This is a genomic window from Pantoea sp. GbtcB22 (assembly GCF_019091025.1).
GTDB classification, from domain to species: domain Bacteria; phylum Pseudomonadota; class Gammaproteobacteria; order Enterobacterales; family Enterobacteriaceae; genus Pantoea; species Pantoea leporis.
In genome coordinates this window covers 246,149-268,268 of sequence record NZ_JAGXKB010000006.1, presented here as the reverse complement: position 1 = coordinate 268,268, position 22,120 = coordinate 246,149, and the positions used below count along the sequence as shown (strand labels likewise).

Annotated in this window: 21 protein-coding genes; 5 read left to right on the top strand and 16 right to left on the bottom strand. The window is 55.2% G+C overall.

Annotation, left to right across the window (positions count from 1 at the left end):
* Positions 1-39: 39 nt before the first annotated feature.
* Positions 40-1,524 (bottom strand): 4-hydroxy-3-polyprenylbenzoate decarboxylase, encoded by a 1,485-nt coding sequence (gene ubiD / locus KVT28_RS18920; RefSeq protein ID WP_101763728.1) that lies wholly within the window; start codon positions 1,522-1,524, stop codon positions 40-42.
* 73 nt (positions 1,525-1,597) lie between these two features.
* Entirely contained in the window at positions 1,598-2,329 is a 732-nt protein-coding gene (gene pepE / locus KVT28_RS18915) for a dipeptidase PepE (protein WP_210080991.1), read from the bottom strand.
* 209 nt (positions 2,330-2,538) lie between these two features.
* On the opposite strand from pepE, the gene rfaH reads away from it, so the two are divergent.
* Entirely contained in the window at positions 2,539-3,027 is a 489-nt protein-coding gene (rfaH, locus tag KVT28_RS18910) for a transcription/translation regulatory transformer protein RfaH (protein ID WP_101763730.1), read from the top strand.
* Here rfaH and tatD read toward each other — a convergent pair.
* The 10 genes from tatD to udp all read right to left on the bottom strand — a co-directional run bounded on the left by tatD (position 3,024) and on the right by udp (position 12,472).
* The gene (gene tatD / locus KVT28_RS18905; RefSeq protein WP_137384920.1) at positions 3,024-3,806 is read right to left on the bottom strand and encodes a 3'-5' ssDNA/RNA exonuclease TatD; all 783 of its coding nucleotides are present in this window, start codon (positions 3,804-3,806) and stop codon (positions 3,024-3,026) included. The two genes, rfaH and tatD, sit on opposite strands and share 4 nt — an antisense overlap.
* A gap of 84 nt (positions 3,807-3,890) precedes the next feature.
* Positions 3,891-4,649: a Sec-independent protein translocase subunit TatC gene (gene tatC, locus KVT28_RS18900; protein WP_101763732.1), complete on the bottom strand. Its 759-nt coding sequence runs from the start codon at positions 4,647-4,649 to the stop codon at positions 3,891-3,893.
* 2 nt (positions 4,650-4,651) lie between these two features.
* Positions 4,652-5,179 (bottom strand): Sec-independent protein translocase protein TatB, encoded by a 528-nt coding sequence (tatB, locus tag KVT28_RS18895; protein ID WP_217549654.1) that lies wholly within the window; start codon positions 5,177-5,179, stop codon positions 4,652-4,654.
* 2 nt (positions 5,180-5,181) lie between these two features.
* Positions 5,182-5,436, bottom strand: a complete 255-nt coding sequence (gene tatA / locus KVT28_RS18890) for a Sec-independent protein translocase subunit TatA (RefSeq protein ID WP_008105810.1) — start codon at positions 5,434-5,436, stop codon at positions 5,182-5,184.
* A gap of 110 nt (positions 5,437-5,546) precedes the next feature.
* Positions 5,547-7,184 (bottom strand): ubiquinone biosynthesis regulatory protein kinase UbiB, encoded by a 1,638-nt coding sequence (gene ubiB / locus KVT28_RS18885; RefSeq protein WP_101763734.1) that lies wholly within the window; start codon positions 7,182-7,184, stop codon positions 5,547-5,549.
* Positions 7,181-7,786, bottom strand: coding sequence for an SCP2 domain-containing protein (locus tag KVT28_RS18880; protein WP_101763735.1), 606 nt, complete (start codon positions 7,784-7,786; stop codon positions 7,181-7,183). The genes ubiB and KVT28_RS18880 overlap by 4 nt, the downstream gene beginning before the upstream one ends.
* 6 nt (positions 7,787-7,792) lie before the next feature.
* A complete protein-coding gene (gene ubiE, locus KVT28_RS18875; protein WP_008105805.1) occupies positions 7,793-8,551 on the bottom strand; it encodes a bifunctional demethylmenaquinone methyltransferase/2-methoxy-6-polyprenyl-1,4-benzoquinol methylase UbiE in 759 nt (252 codons plus the stop codon).
* A gap of 75 nt (positions 8,552-8,626) precedes the next feature.
* On the bottom strand, positions 8,627-10,138 hold the full coding sequence (gene rmuC / locus KVT28_RS18870) for a DNA recombination protein RmuC (protein ID WP_217549652.1): 1,512 nt from the start codon (positions 10,136-10,138) through the stop codon (positions 8,627-8,629).
* Between the two features lie 201 nt (positions 10,139-10,339).
* Positions 10,340-11,611, bottom strand: coding sequence for a tetratricopeptide repeat protein (locus KVT28_RS18865; protein ID WP_101763929.1), 1,272 nt, complete (start codon positions 11,609-11,611; stop codon positions 10,340-10,342).
* Between the two features lie 99 nt (positions 11,612-11,710).
* Positions 11,711-12,472 (bottom strand): uridine phosphorylase, encoded by a 762-nt coding sequence (gene udp, locus KVT28_RS18860; RefSeq protein ID WP_008105797.1) that lies wholly within the window; start codon positions 12,470-12,472, stop codon positions 11,711-11,713.
* Positions 12,473-12,773: 301 nt separating this feature from the next.
* Between udp and KVT28_RS18855 the strand changes: the two genes are divergently transcribed.
* Positions 12,774-13,610: a dienelactone hydrolase family protein gene (locus KVT28_RS18855; RefSeq protein WP_137384919.1), complete on the top strand. Its 837-nt coding sequence runs from the start codon at positions 12,774-12,776 to the stop codon at positions 13,608-13,610.
* Positions 13,611-13,648: 38 nt separating this feature from the next.
* Here KVT28_RS18855 and metE read toward each other — a convergent pair whose 3' ends face one another.
* The gene (gene metE, locus KVT28_RS18850; protein ID WP_217549650.1) at positions 13,649-15,919 is read right to left on the bottom strand and encodes a 5-methyltetrahydropteroyltriglutamate--homocysteine S-methyltransferase; all 2,271 of its coding nucleotides are present in this window, start codon (positions 15,917-15,919) and stop codon (positions 13,649-13,651) included.
* 135 nt (positions 15,920-16,054) lie between these two features.
* On the opposite strand from metE, the gene metR reads away from it, so the two are divergent.
* Complete coding sequence (gene metR, locus KVT28_RS18845) at positions 16,055-16,987, top strand: HTH-type transcriptional regulator MetR (RefSeq protein WP_110867932.1); 933 nt, start codon at positions 16,055-16,057, stop codon at positions 16,985-16,987.
* A 93-nt stretch (positions 16,988-17,080) separates the two neighbouring features.
* The gene (locus KVT28_RS18840) at positions 17,081-17,560 is read left to right on the top strand and encodes a DUF1456 family protein (protein ID WP_101763741.1); all 480 of its coding nucleotides are present in this window, start codon (positions 17,081-17,083) and stop codon (positions 17,558-17,560) included.
* A gap of 133 nt (positions 17,561-17,693) precedes the next feature.
* Here the strand turns inward: KVT28_RS18840 and KVT28_RS18835 are convergent, their stop codons facing one another.
* Entirely contained in the window at positions 17,694-18,557 is an 864-nt protein-coding gene (locus KVT28_RS18835; RefSeq protein ID WP_101763742.1) for a carboxylate/amino acid/amine transporter, read from the bottom strand.
* 336 nt (positions 18,558-18,893) lie between these two features.
* On the opposite strand from KVT28_RS18835, the gene glpT reads away from it, so the two are divergent.
* Positions 18,894-20,234 (top strand): glycerol-3-phosphate transporter, encoded by a 1,341-nt coding sequence (glpT, locus tag KVT28_RS18830; protein ID WP_101763743.1) that lies wholly within the window; start codon positions 18,894-18,896, stop codon positions 20,232-20,234.
* 33 nt (positions 20,235-20,267) lie between these two features.
* Here glpT and yigL read toward each other — a convergent pair whose 3' ends face one another.
* Together yigL and pldB are read right to left on the bottom strand one after the other, a co-directional pair.
* The gene (yigL, locus tag KVT28_RS18825) at positions 20,268-21,068 is read right to left on the bottom strand and encodes a sugar/pyridoxal phosphate phosphatase YigL (RefSeq protein ID WP_101763744.1); all 801 of its coding nucleotides are present in this window, start codon (positions 21,066-21,068) and stop codon (positions 20,268-20,270) included.
* A 37-nt stretch (positions 21,069-21,105) separates the two neighbouring features.
* On the bottom strand, positions 21,106-22,098 hold the full coding sequence (gene pldB / locus KVT28_RS18820; RefSeq protein WP_101763745.1) for a lysophospholipase L2: 993 nt from the start codon (positions 22,096-22,098) through the stop codon (positions 21,106-21,108).
* Positions 22,099-22,120 lie beyond the last annotated feature (22 nt).

Here is a 22,120-nt window from a genome sequence, read left to right as displayed (position 1 = left end):
GCGTTCCCTTTTTCTTCGGGTCTAATTGGTCTGCCGCCGTTAGCGCTGCGGCGGCTCGGCAAAGATAGCTAACTCATCCCAAATGGCGTCAATGCGCGCGGTCACCGCCGGATCTTTCACAATCGGCGTGCCCCACTCGCGCGTGGTTTCACCCGGCCACTTATTGGTCGCATCAAGTCCCATCTTCGAGCCTAAGCCGGAAACCGGCGAGGCGAAGTCGAGATAATCGATGGGCGTGTTCTCAACCAGCACCGTATCGCGCGCCGGATCCATGCGGGTGGTAATCGCCCAAATCACATCATTCCAGTCACGCGCGTTGACGTCGTCATCGCACACAATCACGAACTTGGTGTACATGAACTGACGCAGGAACGACCACACGCCGAACATCACGCGCTTGGCGTGACCCGCGTACTGTTTCTTGATCGTTACTACCGCGAGGCGATAAGAGCAGCCCTCCGGTGGCAGATAGAAATCAACGATCTCCGGGAACTGCTTGATCAGAATCGGCACCAGCACTTCATTGAGCGCCACGCCCAGCACCGCCGGTTCATCCGGTGGACGTCCGGTGTAGGTTGAATGATAAATCGGGTTGCGACGTTGCGTTACATGCGTCACGGTAAACACCGGGAAGCTATCTACTTCATTGTAGTAGCCTGTGTGGTCGCCGTACGGACCTTCCGGCGCGACATCGCCCGGCTCGATATAACCTTCCAGCACGATTTCCGCGCTGGCCGGCACTTCGAGTTCGTTCGAAACGCACTTCACCACTTCGGTTTTGTTACCGCGCAGCAAGCCGGCAAAGGCGTATTCGGAGAGTGTATCCGGCACCGGCGTTACCGCGCCGAGAATGGTGGCAGGATCGGCGCCCAGCGCCACCGACACCGGGAAACGTTCGCCCGGATGCGCTTTACACCACTCCTGGAAATCCAGCGCGCCGCCGCGATGCGACAGCCAGCGCATAATCACGCGGTTCTTGCCGATCACCTGCTGACGATAGATACCCAGATTTTGTCGCTCTTTATGCGGGCCGCGCGTGACGGTTAATCCCCACGTAATTAGCGGCGCAGCATCGCCCGGCCAGCATTTCATCACCGGAATGCGCGACAGATCGACGTCATCGCCGCTGAAAATCTCTTCCTGGCACGGCGCATTGCGCAGGCGCTTGGTTGGCATGTTCAGCACTTGCTTGAACTGCGGCATCTTATCGAACAGATCGCGGAAGCCTTTTGGCGGCTCCGGCTCTTTCAGGAACGCCAGCAGCTTGCCCACTTCACGCAGCGCACTGACCTCTTCCTGGCCCATGCCCATCGCCACGCGTTTGGGTGTGCCAAACAGATTACACAGCACCGGCATGTCGTACCCTTTCGGGTTTTCGAACAGCAGCGCTGGGCCGCCAGCGCGCAGCGTGCGGTCGGCAATTTCCGTCATCTCTAACTCAGGATCGATCTCCTGAGTGATGCGCTTTAACTCGCCACGCTGTTCCAGCAATGCGAGGAAGTCTCGTAAATCCTGATATTTCATGCGGCTTTAGCTTTCCGGCCAGAGTGAAACGCCATTATAGAGGCGTTTTACGCTGACATGTTGAGGTTTTGCGTCAGGCAGGCTGACAGGAAAACGGCACCAGCGACTGAATCGCCAATACATCGTGATAAGCAGTAATCGGCTCGCCGTGACGGAACACTTTGAAGTCTTCACCGCGTGCGCTGTAGTAACGCAGGCGATTTTCGCTCACGTGCAGGAAGCTGGCTTCACGCAGCGCAATCACCGATTCATGCGGGTTAACGGCACAGAACTCGGCCAGTCGTTCGTCACGCGTTTCGCCCATATGGCCGCTGACGTGCGCATCAAGATAATGCGGATTGATCTGCACCGGGAACAAACCCAGCGCGGGCAACACTACGCTGCTGCGCACCGGCATATCATTGGTGGTGCGAATGGAAGGCGTTGCCACATTGCAACCGGCGCTCCAGCCGACGTACGGCACATCACGCTCGCGCACCGCGCGTTGGATAGCGACGATCAAGCCGTGCTCGTGCAGCATTTGATTGAGGAACCAGGTATTTCCGCCGCTCACCAGAATCAGCTCAGCTTGTTCAATCGCCGCAACGGGCGATGCAAACTCGTGCACGGTGCGCACGTCAATGCCTAACGACGCGGATAACTCCTGCGCGCGCTGCGCGTGATCGCCACGAATAATCGCGTACGGTACCAGCACCGCCGAAGTGATGCCGCGCTGGGCGATCATCGCATGCAGCTGCGGGTGGGCGTAACTTAACAGCGGCGCATCGTCAGCCACTTTACCGTTACTCAACAGGAACAGTTCCATCAGCCACTCCTTTTCAATCGAAAGATGGGGAGGGAGTCTGATACAGATGGTCGCCGGCCGTCAATTTTCTTGCAAGAAAGCGTAAATAAGCCGCATCAATCGGATAAATCGTAGTGAAATTGTTTTCAGCGCCCGGTTTCCACCCGCCGATGCGCTATAACTCTGACAACTGATTTGATATTCTTAGCGTCCATTATTTGGGAGCGGTTATGGAATCCTGGTACTTACTCTATTGCAAACGTGGACAACTGTTGCGCGCGAAAGAGCATCTTGAGCGGCAAGAGGTGAATTGCCTCAGCCCGATGATCGCTCTGGAGAAGATTGTGCGCGGTAAACGCACCACCGTGAGTGAGCCGCTGTTTCCCAACTATCTGTTTATCGAATTCGATCCCGAAGCGATTCACACCACCACCATCAGCAGCACGCGTGGCGTCAGCCACTTCGTGCGCTTTGGCACCATGCCGGCCACCGTATCAAATGATGTGATCGAAGCGCTGCAAACCGACGTGCCGCAGATCGTGCTTGATGCGGAAACCCCACAAAGCGGTGATGAAGTGATCATCACCGATGGCACGTTCGAAGGGCTGCGCGCCATTTTTGCCGAGCCGGATGGCGAAACGCGCTCCGTTCTGCTGCTCAACATGCTGAACAAACAGGTGATGCGCAGCGTGGATAACAAACAGTTCCGTAAACTCTAAGCGAGTTTAAACAGCTGACGCGCGTTGAGATTAACCTGCGCGCCCAGCGCTTCCGCCTCCTCGCCACGCCAGTTCGCCACCTGCTGCACAATATGCGGCAGGAAGCATGGCTCATTGCGGCGCGAAGTGGGACGCGGATGCATATCGCGCGGCAGTAAATACGGTGCGTCGGTTTCCAGTAACAGGCGCTCAGCCGGAATCAGCGGCAGCAATTCACGCAGTTCCATACCGCGACGCTCGTCGCACACCCAACCGGTAATGCCCACCGACAATCCCAGCGCCAGACACGCTTGCAGCTCGTCACGCGTACCGGTAAAGCAGTGCACGACTGCACCAACCAGCTTCGGTAGCCACGGCTCAAGTACTGCAACAAAACGATCGTGCGCTTCACGGCAATGCAAAAACACCGGTAGCTGTAGCTCAGCAGCCAACGCCAGCTGCGCATCGAAAGCGTATTCCTGCTGATCGTGGGCCGAAAGATTGCGATTGAAATCCAGGCCACATTCGCCAATCGCGACCACCTGCTCACTTTCCGCCAGGCGACGCAAGGTATTCGCGGTTTCCGCCGACCATTCACTGGCATGGTGCGGATGGACGCCGGCGGTTGACCAGCAATAGCCCGCGTGCAATGCCGCCAGCTGCCGCGCCTGCTGGCTCTCCAGCGCGTTGGTGCCGGTAATTAACAGGCCGGTGACGCCTGCTTCGCGCGCACGTTTTACCACCTGCTCGCGATCTTTTGCGAATTGCGTGCTGGTCAGGTTTACACCGATATCAAACATGTCTTCTCCCCAATAAAAAACCGCCCAACGGGGCGGTTTAGATTCATCTTCCCGCGCGCTGCGGGATGCCCTGCATTAAGGACATCAGGATTCGGTGTTGTGTTCCTCATCCGAAGACTGACGTCCTTTACCCACATAGTAGCGGGAGAAGAATACGCCGACTTCAAACAGGCAGTACATCGGAATAGCGAGCAAAGTTTGCGAGAAAACATCCGGCGGTGTGAGCAACATCCCAACCACGAACGCGCCAACCAACATATAAGGACGTTTCTTTTTCAGATCTTCTGGTGAAGTTATGCCGGTCCAGCACAGCAGCACAATTGCAATCGGCACCTCAAACGCCACGCCGAAGGCCATGAAAATCGTCATGACGAAGTCGAGGTAGTTGGTGATATCCGTTGCGATGGTCACGCCTTGCGGCGCGGTTTTGGCGAAGAAGCCAAACGCCAGCGGGAACACGATGAAGTAAGCAAACGCCACGCCGACGTAAAACAGCAGCGTACTGGAGAACAGCAGCGGCATCACCAGTTTGCGTTCGTGGCGATAGAGCGCGGGCGCCACAAAGGCCCACACCTGATACAAAATCACCGGCACGGCCAGAAACACCGAAACGATGATGGTCAGCTTGATCGGCGTGAAGAATGGCGATGCGACGTCGGTAGCGATCATGCTCGCCCCGGCTGGCATCTGGCTGATCAGCGGCGACGCGACCAGATGGTAAATATCATTCGCGAAATAGACCAGACACAGAAAGATGACTAAAACAGCGATGATGCAATTCAACAAACGCTTGCGCAGCTCAATCAAATGGCTAATGAGCGGTTGGGTATCTTCAACGGCCATGTTTATCGTTCATCTTTTACGAGAGAAGTCTTCGCGGTGCTTTCAGGAGCACTGGCGACGGGAGGGGTTTCTGCGGCAGAGGTTTCGTCAGTAGGCTGCGGAGTCTGTGCAGGCGCACTGGTTTGATGTTCTGCTGCTGCGGGCGTGACCGCAGGTGAAGTCACGGGCTGCACGGCGGCTGGCGAAGTCTGATGAATAGTGTTGGCTTCATCTTCCTCTTTTTCGAGATCGATACTCTGCTGCACCGAACGCTTCATGGAGTCGGCGGTTTTACGCAGTTCTTCCATCGACTCTTTCAGCTCGGGTGACAACGTGCCACGGCCCGCTTCTTCCACCTTTTTCAGGCTGTCCTGCAATTCCTGCAGTTTCAACTCTTGCGCCAGTTCGTTTTGTACATTCGCGGCCAGCGAGCGAATGGCTCTGATCCAGCCGACGACGGTTTTCACCGCAACCGGTAACCGCTGCGGGCCAAGCACAATCAGCCCGATCACGAACACTAATACCAGTTCACTAAAACCAATGTCGAACACAGTTATACCTGCTTGTCGTTCCGGGCGTCGTCTTTAGTCGCCGTGGTTTGCTGTTTGTCTGCCAGAGTTTTGGCGTTGAAGTCAGCGTCCTGCTCTTTCGGTTGATCCTTTTTATCGTCTTCATCGCCCATAGCTTTTTTGAAGCCACGAATGGAAGATCCTAAATCCGAACCCAGGTTACGAAGTTTGTTGGTACCGAACAGAAGAACAACAATGACGGCAATGATTAACAATTGCCAAATACTGATACCGCCCATGAGATATGCCTCTAATATTCTGTGAAAAACTGTTGACTGTAACGCACAGAAAGCCCGTATGATTTCGGGCTTTAGCTTGCGACATTACGCGATTTGCACTAGGCAGACAATCAGTTTGTCTTGCGCCAGCCAATAAGCCAGGTGACGATGCCAGCGGCCATTAATAGCGCCGGGAAGAAATCCCAATCCGGTCGACTTAACAGCACGGCGGTGCCACTTAATAACAGTGTAGCGCCTACACCAAACAGATAGCGCGCCTGATGATTGCGTGTTCGCTGTACGTTTAAATCGGTGACGAGTTTATCGACGCTGTGCTTCAATAATTTGTGCTGGCGCATGCTGTCGTAAAATAGCTCCGGCAACTCCGGCAGTTTTTCCGCCCAGTACGGCGCTTTCTCTTTCACCGCCCGCAAAATCGCCGGGATACCAATCTGATCTTTGATCCAATCTTCAAGGAACGGCTTAGCCGTTTTCCACAGGTCAAGCTGCGGATAGAGCTGGCGGCCAATCCCTTCGATATACAGCAGCGTCTTCTGCAACAGCACCAGCTGCGGCTGCACTTCCATATTAAAGCGACGCGCGGTGTTGAACAGGTTCAGCAGCACGTGGCCAAACGAAATCTCAGCCAGCGGCTTTTCGAAAATCGGCTCACATACGGTACGAATGGCAAACTCAAAGTCTTCGACGTTTGTATCGGCCGGTACCCAGCCAGAATCCACATGCAGCTCGGCCACTTTGCGGTAATCGCGGTTAAAGAAGGCGATGAAGTTCTCGGCCAGATAGCGCTTATCTTCTTTGTTCAGCGAACCGACGATACCGCAGTCGATGCCGATATATTGCGGATCTTCCGGGTGATCGTAGCTGACGAAGATATTGCCAGGATGCATATCGGCATGGAAGAAGCTGTCGCGGAACACCTGAGTGAAGAATACCTGCACACCGCGCTCGGCCAGCAGTTTCATGTTAACGCCGTGCTGCTCCAGCGTGGCGATATCTGAGATCGGAATGCCGTAAATGCGCTCCATCACCATCATCGATTCGCTGCAATAATCAGAAAACACTTCCGGCACATACAGCATGCGGCTTTGGTCAAAGTTACGACGCAGCTGGATGGCATTCGCCGCTTCACGCAGCAGATTCAGCTCATCAATTAAGGTCTTTTCGTAATCGCGCACCACTTCTACCGGACGCAGACGACGACCATCCGGCAACAAACGCGGCACCCACCGCGCCAGACGGTAAATCAGTCGCATATCGGCTCTGATCACCGGCAGGATGTCGGGACGAATCACTTTAATTACCACCGCGCGGCCATTGGATTTCAGCGTCGCGGTATGCACCTGCGCGATAGAAGCCGAGGCCAGCGGTTTGATATCGAAGTCTTCAAACCAGGTTTCCACCGGGCCGCCAATCGACTTTTCAATCTGCTGTTTGGCTTTCACGCCATCAAATGGCGCAACGCGGTCCTGCAGCACCGCCAGTTCATCGGCAATCGCTGGTGGGAACAGATCGCGACGCGTCGAGAGCATTTGACCGAATTTGATCCAAACCGGCCCCAACTGCTCCATCGCTAAACGGATGCGCACGCCGGCGGAAGCGTCTTTATGTTGGTTAGGGATCCAGAAGATGCAACGCCGCCACAAGCGTAAAAGCAGCGTGAAGCGCATGCGGGGAATCAGTTCATCAAGGCCGTAAGTCAGAAAGATCTTGATGATGAAGTATAAGCGCCGAATTTCTCCCAGCGTCATTTCGCCTCCAGCTGTGCCAAACGCGTTTCAAACGCATTGAGCGAACGTTCTGTCGCTTCCACTTCCTCGCAAAACCATGCCAGTTCCAGTGCGCCCGGCGCAACGCGCCACTCTTCTGTCAGCACCTGACCAAGATAATCCTGGCGGCGGATGAACTGCTGCTGCACGAATTTCAGCGCCTGCTGTGCGGCCTGGCTTACGCCTTGCGCAGCGATATCGCCAATCCACGGTGCAAGATATTCCGCCGGATCCAGCTCGGCGAGATCCATCAGCGCGGAGAATTGCTGTACCACCTGCAAATCGCCGTTCACCTCCAGTTCACCGCTACGAATCAGGCTGGTGAGCTGCTGGCGATCGCGCAGTTTCGGCAAAGTACTGACACGCAAACTCACCGTGCAGTCGCTGTTGTCTTGCCAATCACTCAGCACATCGAGTTGCGATTCGCTAAACACCAGCACCAAAGGAAAATCGAGCTCTTGCAGATGCAGCATCAATACCTTACCAGCCAAACGCTGGCGTGCGGCTTTCAGGCTGCGATCGCGATAGAGAACACGGTTCAGGGCGGTCTCAAGACCGCCGGTGATGAGAGGAGTTAAAGTCATGATGGATTAGAATTTAAATCCGCGATGCAGCGCGACAATACCGCCAGTCATGTTGAAGTAGGTGGTATTTTCAAAGCCCGCATCGTTCATCATCGCTTTCAGGGTTTCCTGATCGGGATGCATACGAATCGACTCCGCCAGATAGCGATAGCTTTCAGCGTCTTGCGCCACCAGCTGACCAATACGCGGCAGAATGTGGAATGAATAGGTATCGTAGGCTTTGCTGAGCGGCTCCAGCAACGGCTTCGAGAACTCCAGCACCAGCAGACGTCCGCCTGGCTTCAGCACGCGGAACATTGATGCCAGCGCTTTCTCTTTTTCGGTCACGTTACGCAAGCCGAATGAGATGGTGATGCAATCGAAGTAGTTATCCGGGAACGGCAGCGCTTCGGCATTCGCCTGCACATAGCTGACATTGCCCGACACGCCGAGATTACGCAGCTTTTCGCGGCCCATCTTCAGCATCGAGCTGTTGATGTCTGCCAGCACAACCTGGCCGGTTTCGCCCACCAGACGTGAGAATTTTGCCGTGAGATCGCCGGTACCACCCGCCAGATCCAACACGCGCTGACCGCGGCGCACGCCGCTGCTGTCAATGGTAAAACGCTTCCAGACACGATGGATGCCAAACGACATCAAATCGTTCATCAGGTCATATTTTGCCGCGACGGAGTGAAACACGTCCGCAACTTTATCGGCCTTTTCGCTTTTCGCGACGGTCTGGAAGCCAAAATGGGTAGTTTCCTGCTGTGATTCATCTGCCATCGGTTTTACCTGTTCCACAAACAATTCTTGCCGAAGTGTATCAGAGTCGCGCTACACGAGCACGCGACCACCGTGCTATTCGTTGATGCGGCGCAGCGAGTCTGTTGTTGGTTCTGCAACGTTTTCATCCTCGGTGCGATCGTCTGCCCAATCTTCATCCGCTTCTTCCGGCTGCGCTTGTTCAGCCAGTTGCGGATTAATCGGACGTTTGATCTCCACGCCAAGCGAACGGAACGCTTCACTTTGTGCGATCAGATTGCCGCGCCCTTCAGACAGCTTTTTCATCGCCTGATGATAACTTTGCTGCGCTTTGTCGAGATTGTGCCCGATGCCACTCATGTCATCGACAAACAGCCGCATTTTGTCGTACAGCCGCGTTGCCCGGTCGGCGATGCGCTGTGCGTTGCGGCTTTGATGCTCATAACGCCAGAGATTATTGATAGTACGCAGCGCCACCAGCAAAGTGGTGGGACTAACCAGCATAATGTTCTGCTGTAACGCTTCGCTAATCAGCTCGGGCTGACGATCAATCGCCAGCAGAAACGCCGGTTCCACCGGGATAAACATCAACACATAATCCAGAGAGCGTAAACCGGGCAATTGTTGGTAATCTTTACGGCTCAGCAGGCGAATGTGTCCGCGCATGGCACTAATGTGTTCCTGAATCGCCTGCTCACGCGTGGCTTCATCGTCGGCATTGAAGTAGCGTTCGTAGGCCACCAGCGTCATTTTGGCGTCAATCACCACATCTTTACCCTGCGGCAAACGCACGATCACATCCGGTTGCATCCTGCCCTGCTGTTCCAGCTGCACGCTAACCTGCGTTTGGTATTCGTAGCCTTCACGCAGGCCCGATGCTTCCAGCACGCGGGCCAATACCACTTCGCCCCAGTTTCCCTGAATTTTATTGTCGCCTTTTAGCGCTTTAGTAAGATTGACCGCTTCCTGCGCCATCTGTGCGTTGAGTTGCTGTAGCTGGCGAATTTCGTGGGTCAGCGTGTGACGTTCACGCGCTTCCAGGCCAAAGCTGTCGGTGACCTGACGGCGGAAACCGTCCAGCTGTTCGCGCAGCGGACCAATCAGACTATTCAGGCTTTGACGGTTTTGTTCATCGACGCGCCGCCCGCTGTTTTCGAAGATGCGATTGGCGAGATTTTCAAACTGCGCGCTGAGGCGCTGTTCGCTGTTGGTCAGTAGTCGCTGCTTCTCTTCTGCACCGTAGCGCGTCTCTTCAAGACGAATGGTCACTTCGCGCAGTTCGGCTTCCTGCGCGCTGTTCACTTCAAGCTGATTTCGCAGTTCACGGCTGAGTTGTTCACTTTCGCCGCGCCAGTAATCAAGCTGCTGCAAACGTTCCTGCGCACCGCTCAGTGCACCGTGTAGCTGGCGCATCTCCTGTTCGCGTTGTTGGATTTGCTGCTGTAACTGTTCGAGCTGCTGCTGCTGACGCTGCTGCGCCTCTTCCAGCAGGCGACGCTCGGTGGTGAAGCTGGCGTGCTGATGGCCGGCGCGCAGTTGAGCAAGGATCCAGCCAATGCCCAAACCGGCCAGCGCCAGCGCGCCGCTAATGATAAGTTGCTGATCCATAATCCCCCCGCGGATCGACTTGCTGAGGGAAAAGGTAGAGCTCTACTGTATGAATGTCCAGATTTTTTTCCCTTCATACTTCAAGCCGCAGATGCGTTGGCTGCACGTTCTCACCCCAGTCACTTACTGATGTAAGCTCCCGGGGATTCGCCGCTTGCCGCCTTCCTGCGACTCGAATTATTTAGGGAAAACGTTCTCTAATTAGAGGGCTTTTACGGTGAGATCGCCCGCTTTCCACGCATCAATCAGGAAGAAGGGCATCGGCAACACCCATTCGGTTTCACCCTGGATTTTGGCCGGATAGGTCCAGCTTTTCCCGTCGTAGGTGATCTCAACCTGCTGCCAGCCGTTCTCAGCGTTTTCGACCTGGCCCGCCATGCTGGCAAAACCGGCGTTACTACCGACGTGGAAGCTGTCGGTTTGCCAGCGAATCGGCTGATGCGCCGGCCACGGTTGTGCATGATGGAAGCGGAAAATATCGTCATGATTCAAGATGCTCTCACGTACCGTCGGCCACAGCGCCACTTTGAGGAAGTACTGATCGGTAAATCGTTCGCTGCCTTCATATTGCGCGATAAAGTCACGCATCTGCTGCTCAACGTTGTGGAACACGCCGTGGCAGCCGCCCCACATGCCCGCCAGCAGCAGCTCGGTATGCGAGAAGTAATCGCGCATATGATGGAACCAGTAAGGTGAAGTCAGCCAGGCTTCTACCGCCACGACTTCGCGCTCGGACAGCAACGAATCCGCATCACGCACGATGTAGCGTTTGACGCTGTCATCGTCCATCACCAGGAAACGCCACAGCGTTGGGAAGATAGTTTTCTCATGCGACATATCCACCAGTTGGGTGTTTGGCTGCGTCAGGCGCTGCCAGACGTGCTGCGGCACGCTGTCGTCGAGATAGATGCGGCAGATCCAGTCGGGATAAAGCTCGCGCGCCACTTCGATGTTTTTAATCAAGGTTTCGCAGTAGCGTGGCTGACTGCCATACAGGCTAAAGGAGATGATATTTTCTGCCGGATTACTGCGGTTGATCGGCGGTGGTGTCTCAGAAGGGAAGGCGACTTTCGCCCCTTTACTGAAAGTCACATCAGATTTTTGCAGCGATTCGAGGCCGTAACGTGCCGCTTCATCTTCTTTATTCAACCAGCCGCACACTTCGGTTAATCCATCCAGCCAGGTTTCCGATGCCTGTGCACGCTGCGCGGCCGGAGCCTGGTAGATCTTCTGGTAAATTTTATAAGATTTTTTGTATTCGCCAACGCGCATCAGGGTGAGCGCGTAGTCGCTGAGCACCTGCATATGATGGGGCAAGACGCGCAGCACTTCTTCACAGCATTGACGCGCAAGAGGATAATTATTCGCCGCCATCGCCTGGCGAAATCTCGCTGCTGCACCTTCAACGCGTGATTGTGCAGTAGCGGGATTATTCATGAAATTGGGACGTGAGACAGAAACCATTTTGCGCATAAGAAATTTCTCAGTAGCTGCTGAAATTGCGCGCATTCTAATCAGGAAATAGCGGGATTCCTTATAAGCCTGGTCTCGAATTCATCCCTGACTGGCGCACTAAATTAAGCGACGCGCGGCTTCAACCACAATTTTCACCGCATCACTTTCGGTCTGCTTCATGGTCGCGGCATCCGGGATCTCTTTTTGCGTACGGTTCACGATGACGCCAGCCACCATGCCGGCACGCAGTCCCTGACTGGCGCACATGGTTAACAGTGTAGCGGATTCCATCTCATAGTTGAGGACGCCCATTTGCTGCCACTCTTCCATTGAGCCCTGGAAGCGATTCACCACGCGACCGGAGAAAGTGTCGTAGCGTTCCTGGCCTGGATAGAAGGTGTCAGATGAGGCGGTAATACCAATGTGGGTTTTCGCGCCGCACGCTTCTGCCGCTGCCACCAGCGCGGTGGTGCAGGTGAAATCAGCCACGGCCGGGAACTCCATCGGCGCAAAGTGCAGGCTGGCACCGTCGAGGCGTACCGAAGCGGTAGTGACCAGCACATCGCCCACATTAATATGCGGCTGGATAGCGCCGGTGGTGCCAACGCGCAGGAAGGTGCGCACACCCAGTTGCGCCAGCTCTTCAACCGCAATTGAGGTAGAAGGTCCGCCGATACCAGTGGAGCACACCACAACCGGTTTGCCATCCACTTCAGCCAGATAGGTAGTGAATTCACGGTGTGAAGCCAGATGCTGTGGATTGTCCATCAACGCGGCGATTTTCTTTACGCGCTCAGGATCGCCAGGCACGATGGCCAACGTGGCTCCTTTCAAATCAGCTTTAGTAATGCCAAGGTGGAAAACGTCAGACTGGGCCATAACAGACTCCTGATAATTGGGGATGAGCGCGCCACTCTACGTGAGCAGGCGGCATAAATATGTGACTCAATTCACCATCGATAATGAAACTTACATTATCAGAAAAACATTATGTGACATAAATCACACATTCACGCTGTGCAATTCTGAATTGCTACAAGCGGTGCTGTGTAAGTGTTGGTGGCAATGTTAATAGAGAAGCAGCACACGTGAAAAAATCCCTCTGTACCCTACGCCAGCCTTGCTTCACTTCGCCAGGCTATAGTTACGTGATTGCGCATTTGCTAGCACGGAGAGAACAATGAAAACCGAAGACAATATGGCACAAAAAACGGCACCCGGCGGCTTTGCACCGGCCGTTCAGCCCACCGCAAGCAGCACCATTATTACCGGCAGCGACGCGATTCATGCTGGCGAGACCTCAGTTGCGAGCCAGGGCGAAAACCTGCCTGCCTATTACGCCCGACCAAAAGAGTATCAAGGCACCTTGCCGGTGGTGTTGGTAGTGCAGGAGATTTTCGGGGTGCACGAGCATATCCGCGATGTCTGCCGCCGTCTGGCGCTGGAAGGTTATCTGGCCATCGCTCCGGAACTCTATTTCCGCGAGGGCGATCCCAACGATTACCACGACATTCCCACGCTGTTTAAAGAGCTGGTGAGTAAAGTTCCGGATTCGCAAGTGTTGTCCGATCTCGATCATGTGGCCAACTGGGCCACGCGCCACGATGGTGATATCCGTCGCCTGGCGATTACCGGTTTCTGCTGGGGCGGACGTATTAGCTGGCTGTTTGCCGCGCACAATCCGCAGGTGCGTGCAGCGGTGGCGTGGTATGGACGCTTAGACGGTGAGAAGACGCTGAAGCAGCAGAAGCATCCGATCGATATCGCGGTGGATCTCAATGCACCGGTGCTGGGCCTTTACGGTGGTCAGGATGAGAGCATCCCGCTGGAGAGCATTGATAAGATGCGTCAGGCGCTGCATGCCGCCAATGCCAAGGCGGAAATCGTGGTGTATCCGGATGCAGGACATGCTTTCAATGCGGATTATCGTGCCAGTTATCACGCCGATTCCGCCAAAGATGGCTGGCAACGCATGCTGGCGTGGTTCGCGCAGTATGGCGTGGCGCCAAACGCGTAATAGGGGGCGCATTTGCGCCCCAATCTCATTTACAGCGACTAAGCCGTTTCACCTCGCAGGTTTTGCGCAGCTTTTACCATGTTCGCCAGCGCCTGACGGGTTTCCGTCCAGCCACGCGTTTTTAGGCCACAATCCGGGTTAACCCACAGACGCTCTGCCGGGATGCTCTGCGCCGCTTTACGCAGCAACTCTTCCATCCACTCCACGCTCGGCACGTTTGGTGAGTGAATGTCATACACGCCCGGACCGATTTCGTTGGGATAGTCGAACTCCTTAAAGGTATCCAGCAGATCCATATCGGAACGTGAGGTTTCGATGGTGATAACGTCCGCATCCAGCGCGGCAATCGAGTCCATGATGTCATTGAACTCGCAGTAACACATGTGGGTATGGATCTGGGTTTCATTCTGCGCCACGGCGGCATTGAGCCGGAACGCATCCACCGCCCAGGTCAGGTACGCCGCCCAATCGGACTGATGCAGCGGCAGGCCTTCGCGCAGTGCCGGTTCATCAATCTGAATAATGCCAATACCGGCTTTTTCCAGATCTTCCACTTCGTCACGCAGCGCCAGCGCAATCTGTTTAGCGATGGTTTCACGGCTTACATCTTCACGCGGGAACGACCAGCAGAGAATCGTCACTGGACCGGTCAGCATGCCTTTCACCGGTTTGTCGGTCAGCGACTGCGCGTACTTCGCCCACTCAACGGTGATGGCTTGCGGACGGCTTACGTCGCCGATGATGATCGGTGGTTTAACGCAGCGTGAGCCGTAGCTCTGTACCCAGCCGTTTTGGGTGAATACGAAGCCGTCGAGGTTTTCGCCGAAGTATTCCACCATGTCGTTACGTTCTGCTTCGCCATGCACCAGCACGTCGAGGCCCAAACGTTCCTGCTCCACAATCGCCTGTTTGATGTGTTCGGCGATGCCAGTGCGATAGTTTCCACCATCAATGTTGCCTTTTTTAAAGTCGAGGCGCAGGCCGCGAATTTCGGTGGTTTGCGGGAATGAACCTATGGTGGTGGTCGGCCACGCTGGCAGGTTAAAGCGGTGACGCTGCGCTTTGGCACGCTCGGTATAGCTGCTGGCACGTTCAACGTCTTTGGCCTGAATTTTCGCCAGACGCTCGCCGACTGCGGCATTGTGAACGCGCGTGGAGTTGGCACGCGCACGAATCGGTGCGCTCCACTCAACCAGCGAAGCGGCATCGTTGTTGTTCAGCGCATGACTCAGCAGTGCAAGCTCAGCGCACTTCTGCAGAGCAAAGGCGAACCAGCTTTTCACTTCCTCATCGAGGCGCGTTTCCACGCTTAAGTCGATTGGGCTGTGCAGCAGCGAGCAGGATGATCCAATCCACAATTGTTGACGCTGCCCCACCAGCGGCTGCAGACGTGCAAACCAGCTGCTGAGATCGGCACGCCAGACGTTACGGCCATTGATTACGCCGACGGAGAGCAGCCAATCCGCGGGAATCTGCTGGTTCACCTGTTGGATGTCGTCTTTGCCGTGGACCAGGTCAACATGCAGACCTTGCACCGGCAGCGCTTTGATCACGTCGAGATTCTGACCGATGCTGTCGAAATAGGTGGTGAGCAGCAATTTGCTTTCGCCCTGCAGCGCGTCGTAAGCCGGTTTGAAGGCATCGCGCCACGCTTGCGGCAGTTCCAGCGCCAGTGCTGGCTCATCGATTTGTACCCATTCGATGCCGCGTTTTTTCAGTTCAGCCAGCACCTGTTGGTAAACCGGCAGAATGTCTTTAAGCAGTGACAGGCGGTCGAACGGCGTACCTTTCACTTTACCCAGCCACAAATAGGTAACCGGACCCAGCAGCACCGGTTTAATCTTGTGCCCGAGCGCCAGCGCTTCATCAACCTCATCCAGCAACTGAGTCCAGGTCAGTTTGAACTGCTGCCCTTGAGTGAATTCCGGCACCATGTAGTGATAATTGGTGTTGAACCATTTGGTCATTTCCGCCGCTGCCGCCGGTTCACCGCTTGGTGCGCGGCCACGGCCAAGGCGGAACAGCGTGTCGAGATCGACCGAGCCATCCTGATTTTGGTGACGAGCTGGCACGTTACCCAGCAGCAGGCTGGTGGTGAGCACGTGATCGTACCAGGCGAAATCGCCGACTGGCAGCAGATCCACGCCCGCCTCTTTCTGCTGTTGCCAGTGACGGGCGCGCAGTTCGCGCCCCACCGCCAGTAGCTCTTCCTGTGAGCTTTTACCTGCCCAATAGCTTTCCTGTGCTTTTTTCAATTCACGACGCAATCCAACGCGAGGGAAACCGAGAGTGTGGTTCAGAATGGTCATTTTCTGTTCTCCAGATATTCTTAACTGAATAGGGGGCAGAGATGTTTAGCCGTCCAGATGTTTACACCGCCATAATCTGCGGGTACTGTATGTTCCTCAAGCGCAATTTGTTCAATCTCGATGTGAAGGATTCTCATGATCGAACTCAAACACCTGCGGACGCTGCAGGCGTTACGGAACACCGGCTCGTTAGCTGCCGCCGCCTCCCAGCTTCATCAGACGCAATCGGCGTTATCCCACCAGTTCAGCGATCTGGAGCAGCGGCTGGGTTTTCGCCTGTTTGTGCGTAAAAGCCAGCCGCTGCGTTTTACGCCGCAGGGAGAGATTTTGCTGCAGTTGGCTGAGCAGGTTTTACCGCAGATTCAGCAGGCTTTGCAGGCGTGTCATGAGCCGCATCAGGCCACGTTACGTATCGCCATTGAGTGTCACAGCTGTATTCAGTGGCTGACGCCCGCGCTAAATAATTTCCGCCAGAGCTGGCCGCAGGTGGTGATGGATTTCAAATCCGGCGTGACCTTTGATCCGCAACCCGCGTTGCAACAGGGCGAGCTGGATGTGGTGTTGACCTCCGATATTTTGCCGCGCAGTGGATTGTTTTATTCACCGATGTTCGATTTTGAAGTGCGTTTGGTGATGGCGCCGGATCATCCTTTGGCGCAGCTTGAGCACATTGCTCCGGAAGATATGGCCGATGAAGTGCTGATGATCTATCCGGTGCAGCGTCAGCGTTTAGATGTGTGGCGCCATTTCCTGCAGCCTGCGGGCGTCAGTCCAGCCTTGAAGAGCGTGGATAACACGCTGCTGCTGATTCAGATGGTGTCGGCGCGTATGGGCATCGCCGCGCTGCCACATTGGGTGGTAGAGAATTTTGAGCAGCAGGGGTTGGTGGTGACCAAAACCTTAGGCAATGGTTTGTGGAGCCGCTTGTATGCCGCCGTACGCGAAGGCGAGCAGCGTCAGCCGGTAATGGAAGCCTTTGTGCGGTTTGCCCGTCAGCACGCCTGTGAACATCTGCCCTTCGTGCGCGATGCCGCGCGTCCCGGCTCACTGCAAATCACCTCATCCTGATGTTGTTGGGCGGCGAAGGTCGCCCGCGCTGTTATCCCTGCCCCGCCTGCTCTATAATGCGCCGCCTCAACCCGCGACCAAGAGAGTTTCACCATGATGAGTAACGATGTTCTGCGCAGCGTGCGCTATATGCTGGATTTGAGCGATAGCAAAGTGGTGGAGATTTTTGCCCTGGCGGGAAGTGAAGTGCCGCTGGAAGACGTGCAGGCGTGGATGAAGAAAGATGACGATGCCGCGTTTCGCAAGCTGCCAGATGTATTGATGGGATATTTCCTTAACGGTCTGATTTTTTACCGTCGCGGTAAGAGTGAAGATGCGCCCGCGCCTTCGATTGAGCGCCGCATGAATAACAACATTTTCATGAAGAAATTGCGTATCGCCTTTGAGCTGAAGACCACCGATATTCCGGATGTGCTGCTGAAAGCGAACTTTAAGATCTCACAGGCTGAAGTTGGCGCGATTTTCCGCAACCCAGATCATAAGAATTTCCGCGAATGCGGCGATCAGATTCTGCGTAATTTCCTGAAAGGGTTGACGATGATTCATCGTCCGGGGCCGGCTAAGAAGGGTTAATCGCTTCTTTGTTCGAGCCGGGTCAGGGATAGCGCAGCAGATCGCAAAGGGAAACCACTTCCTTGTGGATCAGCCTCGCCATCCATGGCTCGGATGCTTTGCTCCACTGCCGCGCTATCCCTTCCCTTTTAGCCTATGCGTTGCTTTTCTTACCTAATACCCAGCGTTTGTGCACATAAAGGGATGCGAAAATCACGGCGGCACCGGCGAGAAAACTTGGCCAATGCGGTTTCTCCTGCCAGATCGCCAGATTCACCAGCAAGCCCGCTGGCACATGCATGTTGTTCATAATACCCAGCGTGCCAGCATCCACCTGCGTAGCGCCGTAGTTCCACATGAAGTAGCCCAAACCTGAAGCCGCCACGCCTAGCCACACCAGAATGCCCCACTGCAGCGACGTGGTCGGCAGTTTGTTCGGATTGCCCCACAAGCTCCAGGCGATCACCGCGATCATCACCGCGCCCAGATAGAACCACGAAAATGCGGTGTGCTGCGGCATCGGGCGAGTTTCCTGCAGGCGTTTGTAGCCCACCATGCCGATGGCGAAGCAGATGTTTGCCGCCTGTACCAGCAGCAAGCCGAACCAGAAATGGTCGCTGACTTTGTCGTAACGAATAATCGCCGCACCGATTACCGCCAGTAGCGCGCTGAAGGCATAGCCGATACGCAGCGGACGTCGGCTGAGCAAATCGTAGATCAGCGTGACATACAGCGGCGTCATCACGGTGAACAGCAGGAACTCGGTCACGCTGAGATACAGATAAGCCTCAAAGCTTAATAAATACATGATGCCAAGCTGCAGCATGCCCACCAGCATATACAGCAGGATGGTGGAAGCACGGTAACCGCGCCAGCGCAGGAACGGCAGGAAAACGATGGCGGCGAGCGCCAGACGCATCAAAACAGAGAACCAGGAATCCACCTGACCTGCGAGGTATTCCCCGATCAAACTGAAGGAAAAGGCCCACAGAATGGTGGTAACGATCAGTAACGGCACGGTAACGATCTCAAAATGAACAGTGGCGCTAGTGTAAACAAACTGTCGAAATCGGGGTGAACTATCTGGTTTACAAGTGGATAAAATAACGACGAATAATTTTCGAACCTCATTTTTACGACCGGCTAAAAATGCGCGAAATACAACATTTCCTGGTTTTTTTCGCTCTCAATTGTCATAAAACTGTAACATATGTGTCACATGTCACAGTAACTGCGCGTGACCATCACTATCCTTTGCGCGAAATGGAAACTTCGCTTTGCCATTTTTACTGCCTGTTTTTGCCCCAACCTGCTGGGAACTCATAACTATATCGCGCCCTGGAGGGCCACACTCATGTTGAGTATTTTCAAACCTGCACCGCATCGCCCACAAGTGGCCGATGATCGTGTTGATCCGCTTTATCGTCGTCTGCGCTGGCAGATTTTCCTGGGAATATTTTTTGGCTATGCCGCCTACTATTTGGTGCGTAAAAACTTTGCGCTGGCAATGCCTTATCTGGTGGAACAAGGCTTCTCGCGCGGGGATCTCGGCTTTGCGCTATCGGGCATTTCCATCGCTTACGGCTTCTCGAAATTCATTATGGGCTCGGTCTCAGACCGCTCGAATCCGCGCGTGTTTTTGCCCGCCGGATTGATCCTTGCCGCAGCGGTAATGTTGGTGATGGGGTTCGTGCCGTGGGCCACCTCCAGCATCATGGTGATGTTTGTACTGCTGTTCCTGTGCGGCTGGTTCCAGGGCATGGGCTGGCCGCCGTGCGGGCGCACCATGGTGCACTGGTGGTCGCAGAAAGAGCGCGGCGGAATTGTGTCGGTATGGAACTGCGCGCATAACGTCGGCGGCGGTATTCCTCCGTTGCTGTTCCTGCTCGGCATGGCGTGGTTTAACGACTGGAAAGCCGCGCTGTATATGCCGGCGTTTGGCGCCATCCTCATCGCGATTATTGCCTTCGCCTTGATGCGTGACACACCACAATCTTGCGGTTTACCGCCGATTGAAGCGTGGAAAAATGATTATCCGCCGGATTACAACGAGGATCACGAGCAGGAGCTGACGGCGAAGCAGATTTTCATGCAGTACATTCTGCCCAACAAGCTACTGTGGTACATCGCACTGGCGAACGTGTTTGTGTACCTGCTACGTTACGGCATTCTCGACTGGTCGCCGACCTACCTGAAAGAGGTGAAGCACTTCACGCTGGATAAATCCTCGTGGGCCTACTTCTTTTACGAATATGCCGGTATTCCCGGCACGCTGTTGTGCGGCTGGATGTCGGACAAAGTGTTCCGCGGCAACCGTGGCGCAACCGGCGTGTTCTTTATGACGCTGGTGACCATCGCCACCGTGGTGTACTGGCTGAATCCTCCAGGCAATCCAGGCATCGACATGCTGTGCATGATTGTGATCGGCTTCCTGATTTACGGTCCTGTGATGCTGATTGGCTTGCACGCGCTGGAACTGGCACCGAAAAAAGCGGCCGGAACGGCAGCGGGCTTTACCGGGCTGTTTGGCTATCTCGGCGGATCGGTTGCGGCGAGTGCGATTGTCGGTTACACCGTGGATTATTTCGGCTGGGACGGCGGATTCATTGTGATGATTGGCGGATCGGTGCTGGCAGTGATTCTGCTGCTGCTCACCATGGTCAGTGAGCACAAGCACAAGAAACAGTTGTCATAACGAAAAAGGGCCGGTGATGACCGGCCCTTTTTTCTAGGCGAGGAACAGTTTACGCAGCGTGTGCGGCACGGCGTCATCCGCGTTGCTGCCAATCACTTCCAGCGTCGGCAAGGTATCTTTCAAACGCTGCTGCGCATTGCGCATGATGCAGCCTTTGCCCGACATGCTGAGCATCTCCACATCATTCATGCCGTCGCCGAAGGCGATGCACGCTTTCAGCGAGTGGCCGAGCTGTTTCGCTACAGCTTCCAGCGCGTGGCCTTTGGAAACGCCGCCCGCCATCACTTCCAGACACGTTGGCAGCGAGAAGCTGACATTTACGCGATCGCCCCAGCGCGCTTCAATCGCCTGCTCCATGGGAATTAAACGCTCCGGATCTTCGCAGGTGAAGAACACTTTGCTGATGCCATCAGTCGGCAGCATGCCAGGTTGGTAAACCTGATAGTTAAACACCGATTCACGGAAATAGTCCTGCTCATCCGGACGATGACGGCTCATGAACCACTCATCGTCGCGATAGACGTGCGTCAGGATATGCTCGTCATGATATTGCAGGCCATACAGATCGCTGGCGATGTCGGCGTCAAGATTGTGGCTGAACACCAGTTCACCTGCGGCGTTGTGCACGCGTGCGCCATTAGACGTGATCATGTAAGCCGGAATGCCGAGCTTATCGCGCATCTGTCCGACGTCGATATAGTGACGGCCGGTGGCAAAGACAAAGTGGATATCACGCGCCACCAGTTCCTGCAGCGTGGTGCGCGCGAACGGCGTCAGGCGATGGTCCGGAGAGAGCAGCGTGCCATCCAGGTCGGATGCGACGATGTGATACATGTAAACCTCGGGTGTTGATATCGGAAAGTAAAATTGATTAAGCGTGGCGTTCAAAGAAATCGACCACCGCGTTTAGCGCTTCGGCACGCATCGCGTCTGTTTCAAACAAGATCTCATGACGCGCTCCTTTGATCACATACGGCGCGTTGCCCGCGCAGGGATGTCCTGCTGCGGCCATCGCCGTACAAAATAGATTTTGTGAGCGGTTATCCACCACATCATCTTCACTGGCCTGCAGCAGCAAGGTCGGCGTGGTGATGTTCGCTACCTGATTGAAGATGTCCCGCCCGGCCTGCACGCCTTCGCGCACCCAGTGATAAGTGGGGCCACCGACGCGAATTGCCGGATCGTCGGCGTAAAAACGCAGGTTACGGCGATAGCGTTCGCGGCTATGCGTCAGGCGGTTGATGCCAAACGGATTGGCGCGCCAGCGCCCGGTGCCCAGCGCGTAACCTTCACGCAGCGCCGGAAGTTTCTCGGTCCAGTCCAGAATGCGGTGCGCCATCCAGTCGGGCAGCGGCAGCACAATGCCAAACATCGGCGCGGAGAACACCGCAGCATGAAACGCCTGCGGCTGACGCGCCAGAAACAGCGCTAAAATCGCGCCGCCCATCGAGTGGGCCAGCACGTAGCGCTGCTGATAATGTGGACTCACGATCTCTTTCAGATACAGCGTTTCCAGATCGTCAACGTAGTCGCCAAATTCCACCACATGGCCGCGATGCGAATCTTCCAGCAGACGTTCAGAGCGTCCCTGACCGCGATGGTCGAGAATCACCACATCGTAGCCGCACATGAACAGGTCGTAAGCCAGTTCGGGATACTTGATGTAGCTCTCAATGCGGCCAGGCACGACCAGAATGACACGACGATGTTGCGGTGAGGTGAAACGGACGTAGCGAATCTTGAGGTTGCCGACGCCAGTGAATTCACACTCTTCACGGCGACGCCAGAAGTCGAGCAGCGGACCGGTGGCAAAGGCCGAAAAGCCTCGCTCACGTCCGAGCCAACTCTGTTTATGCTGCTGCATCCGTCCCCCTGAAAAAAACGTG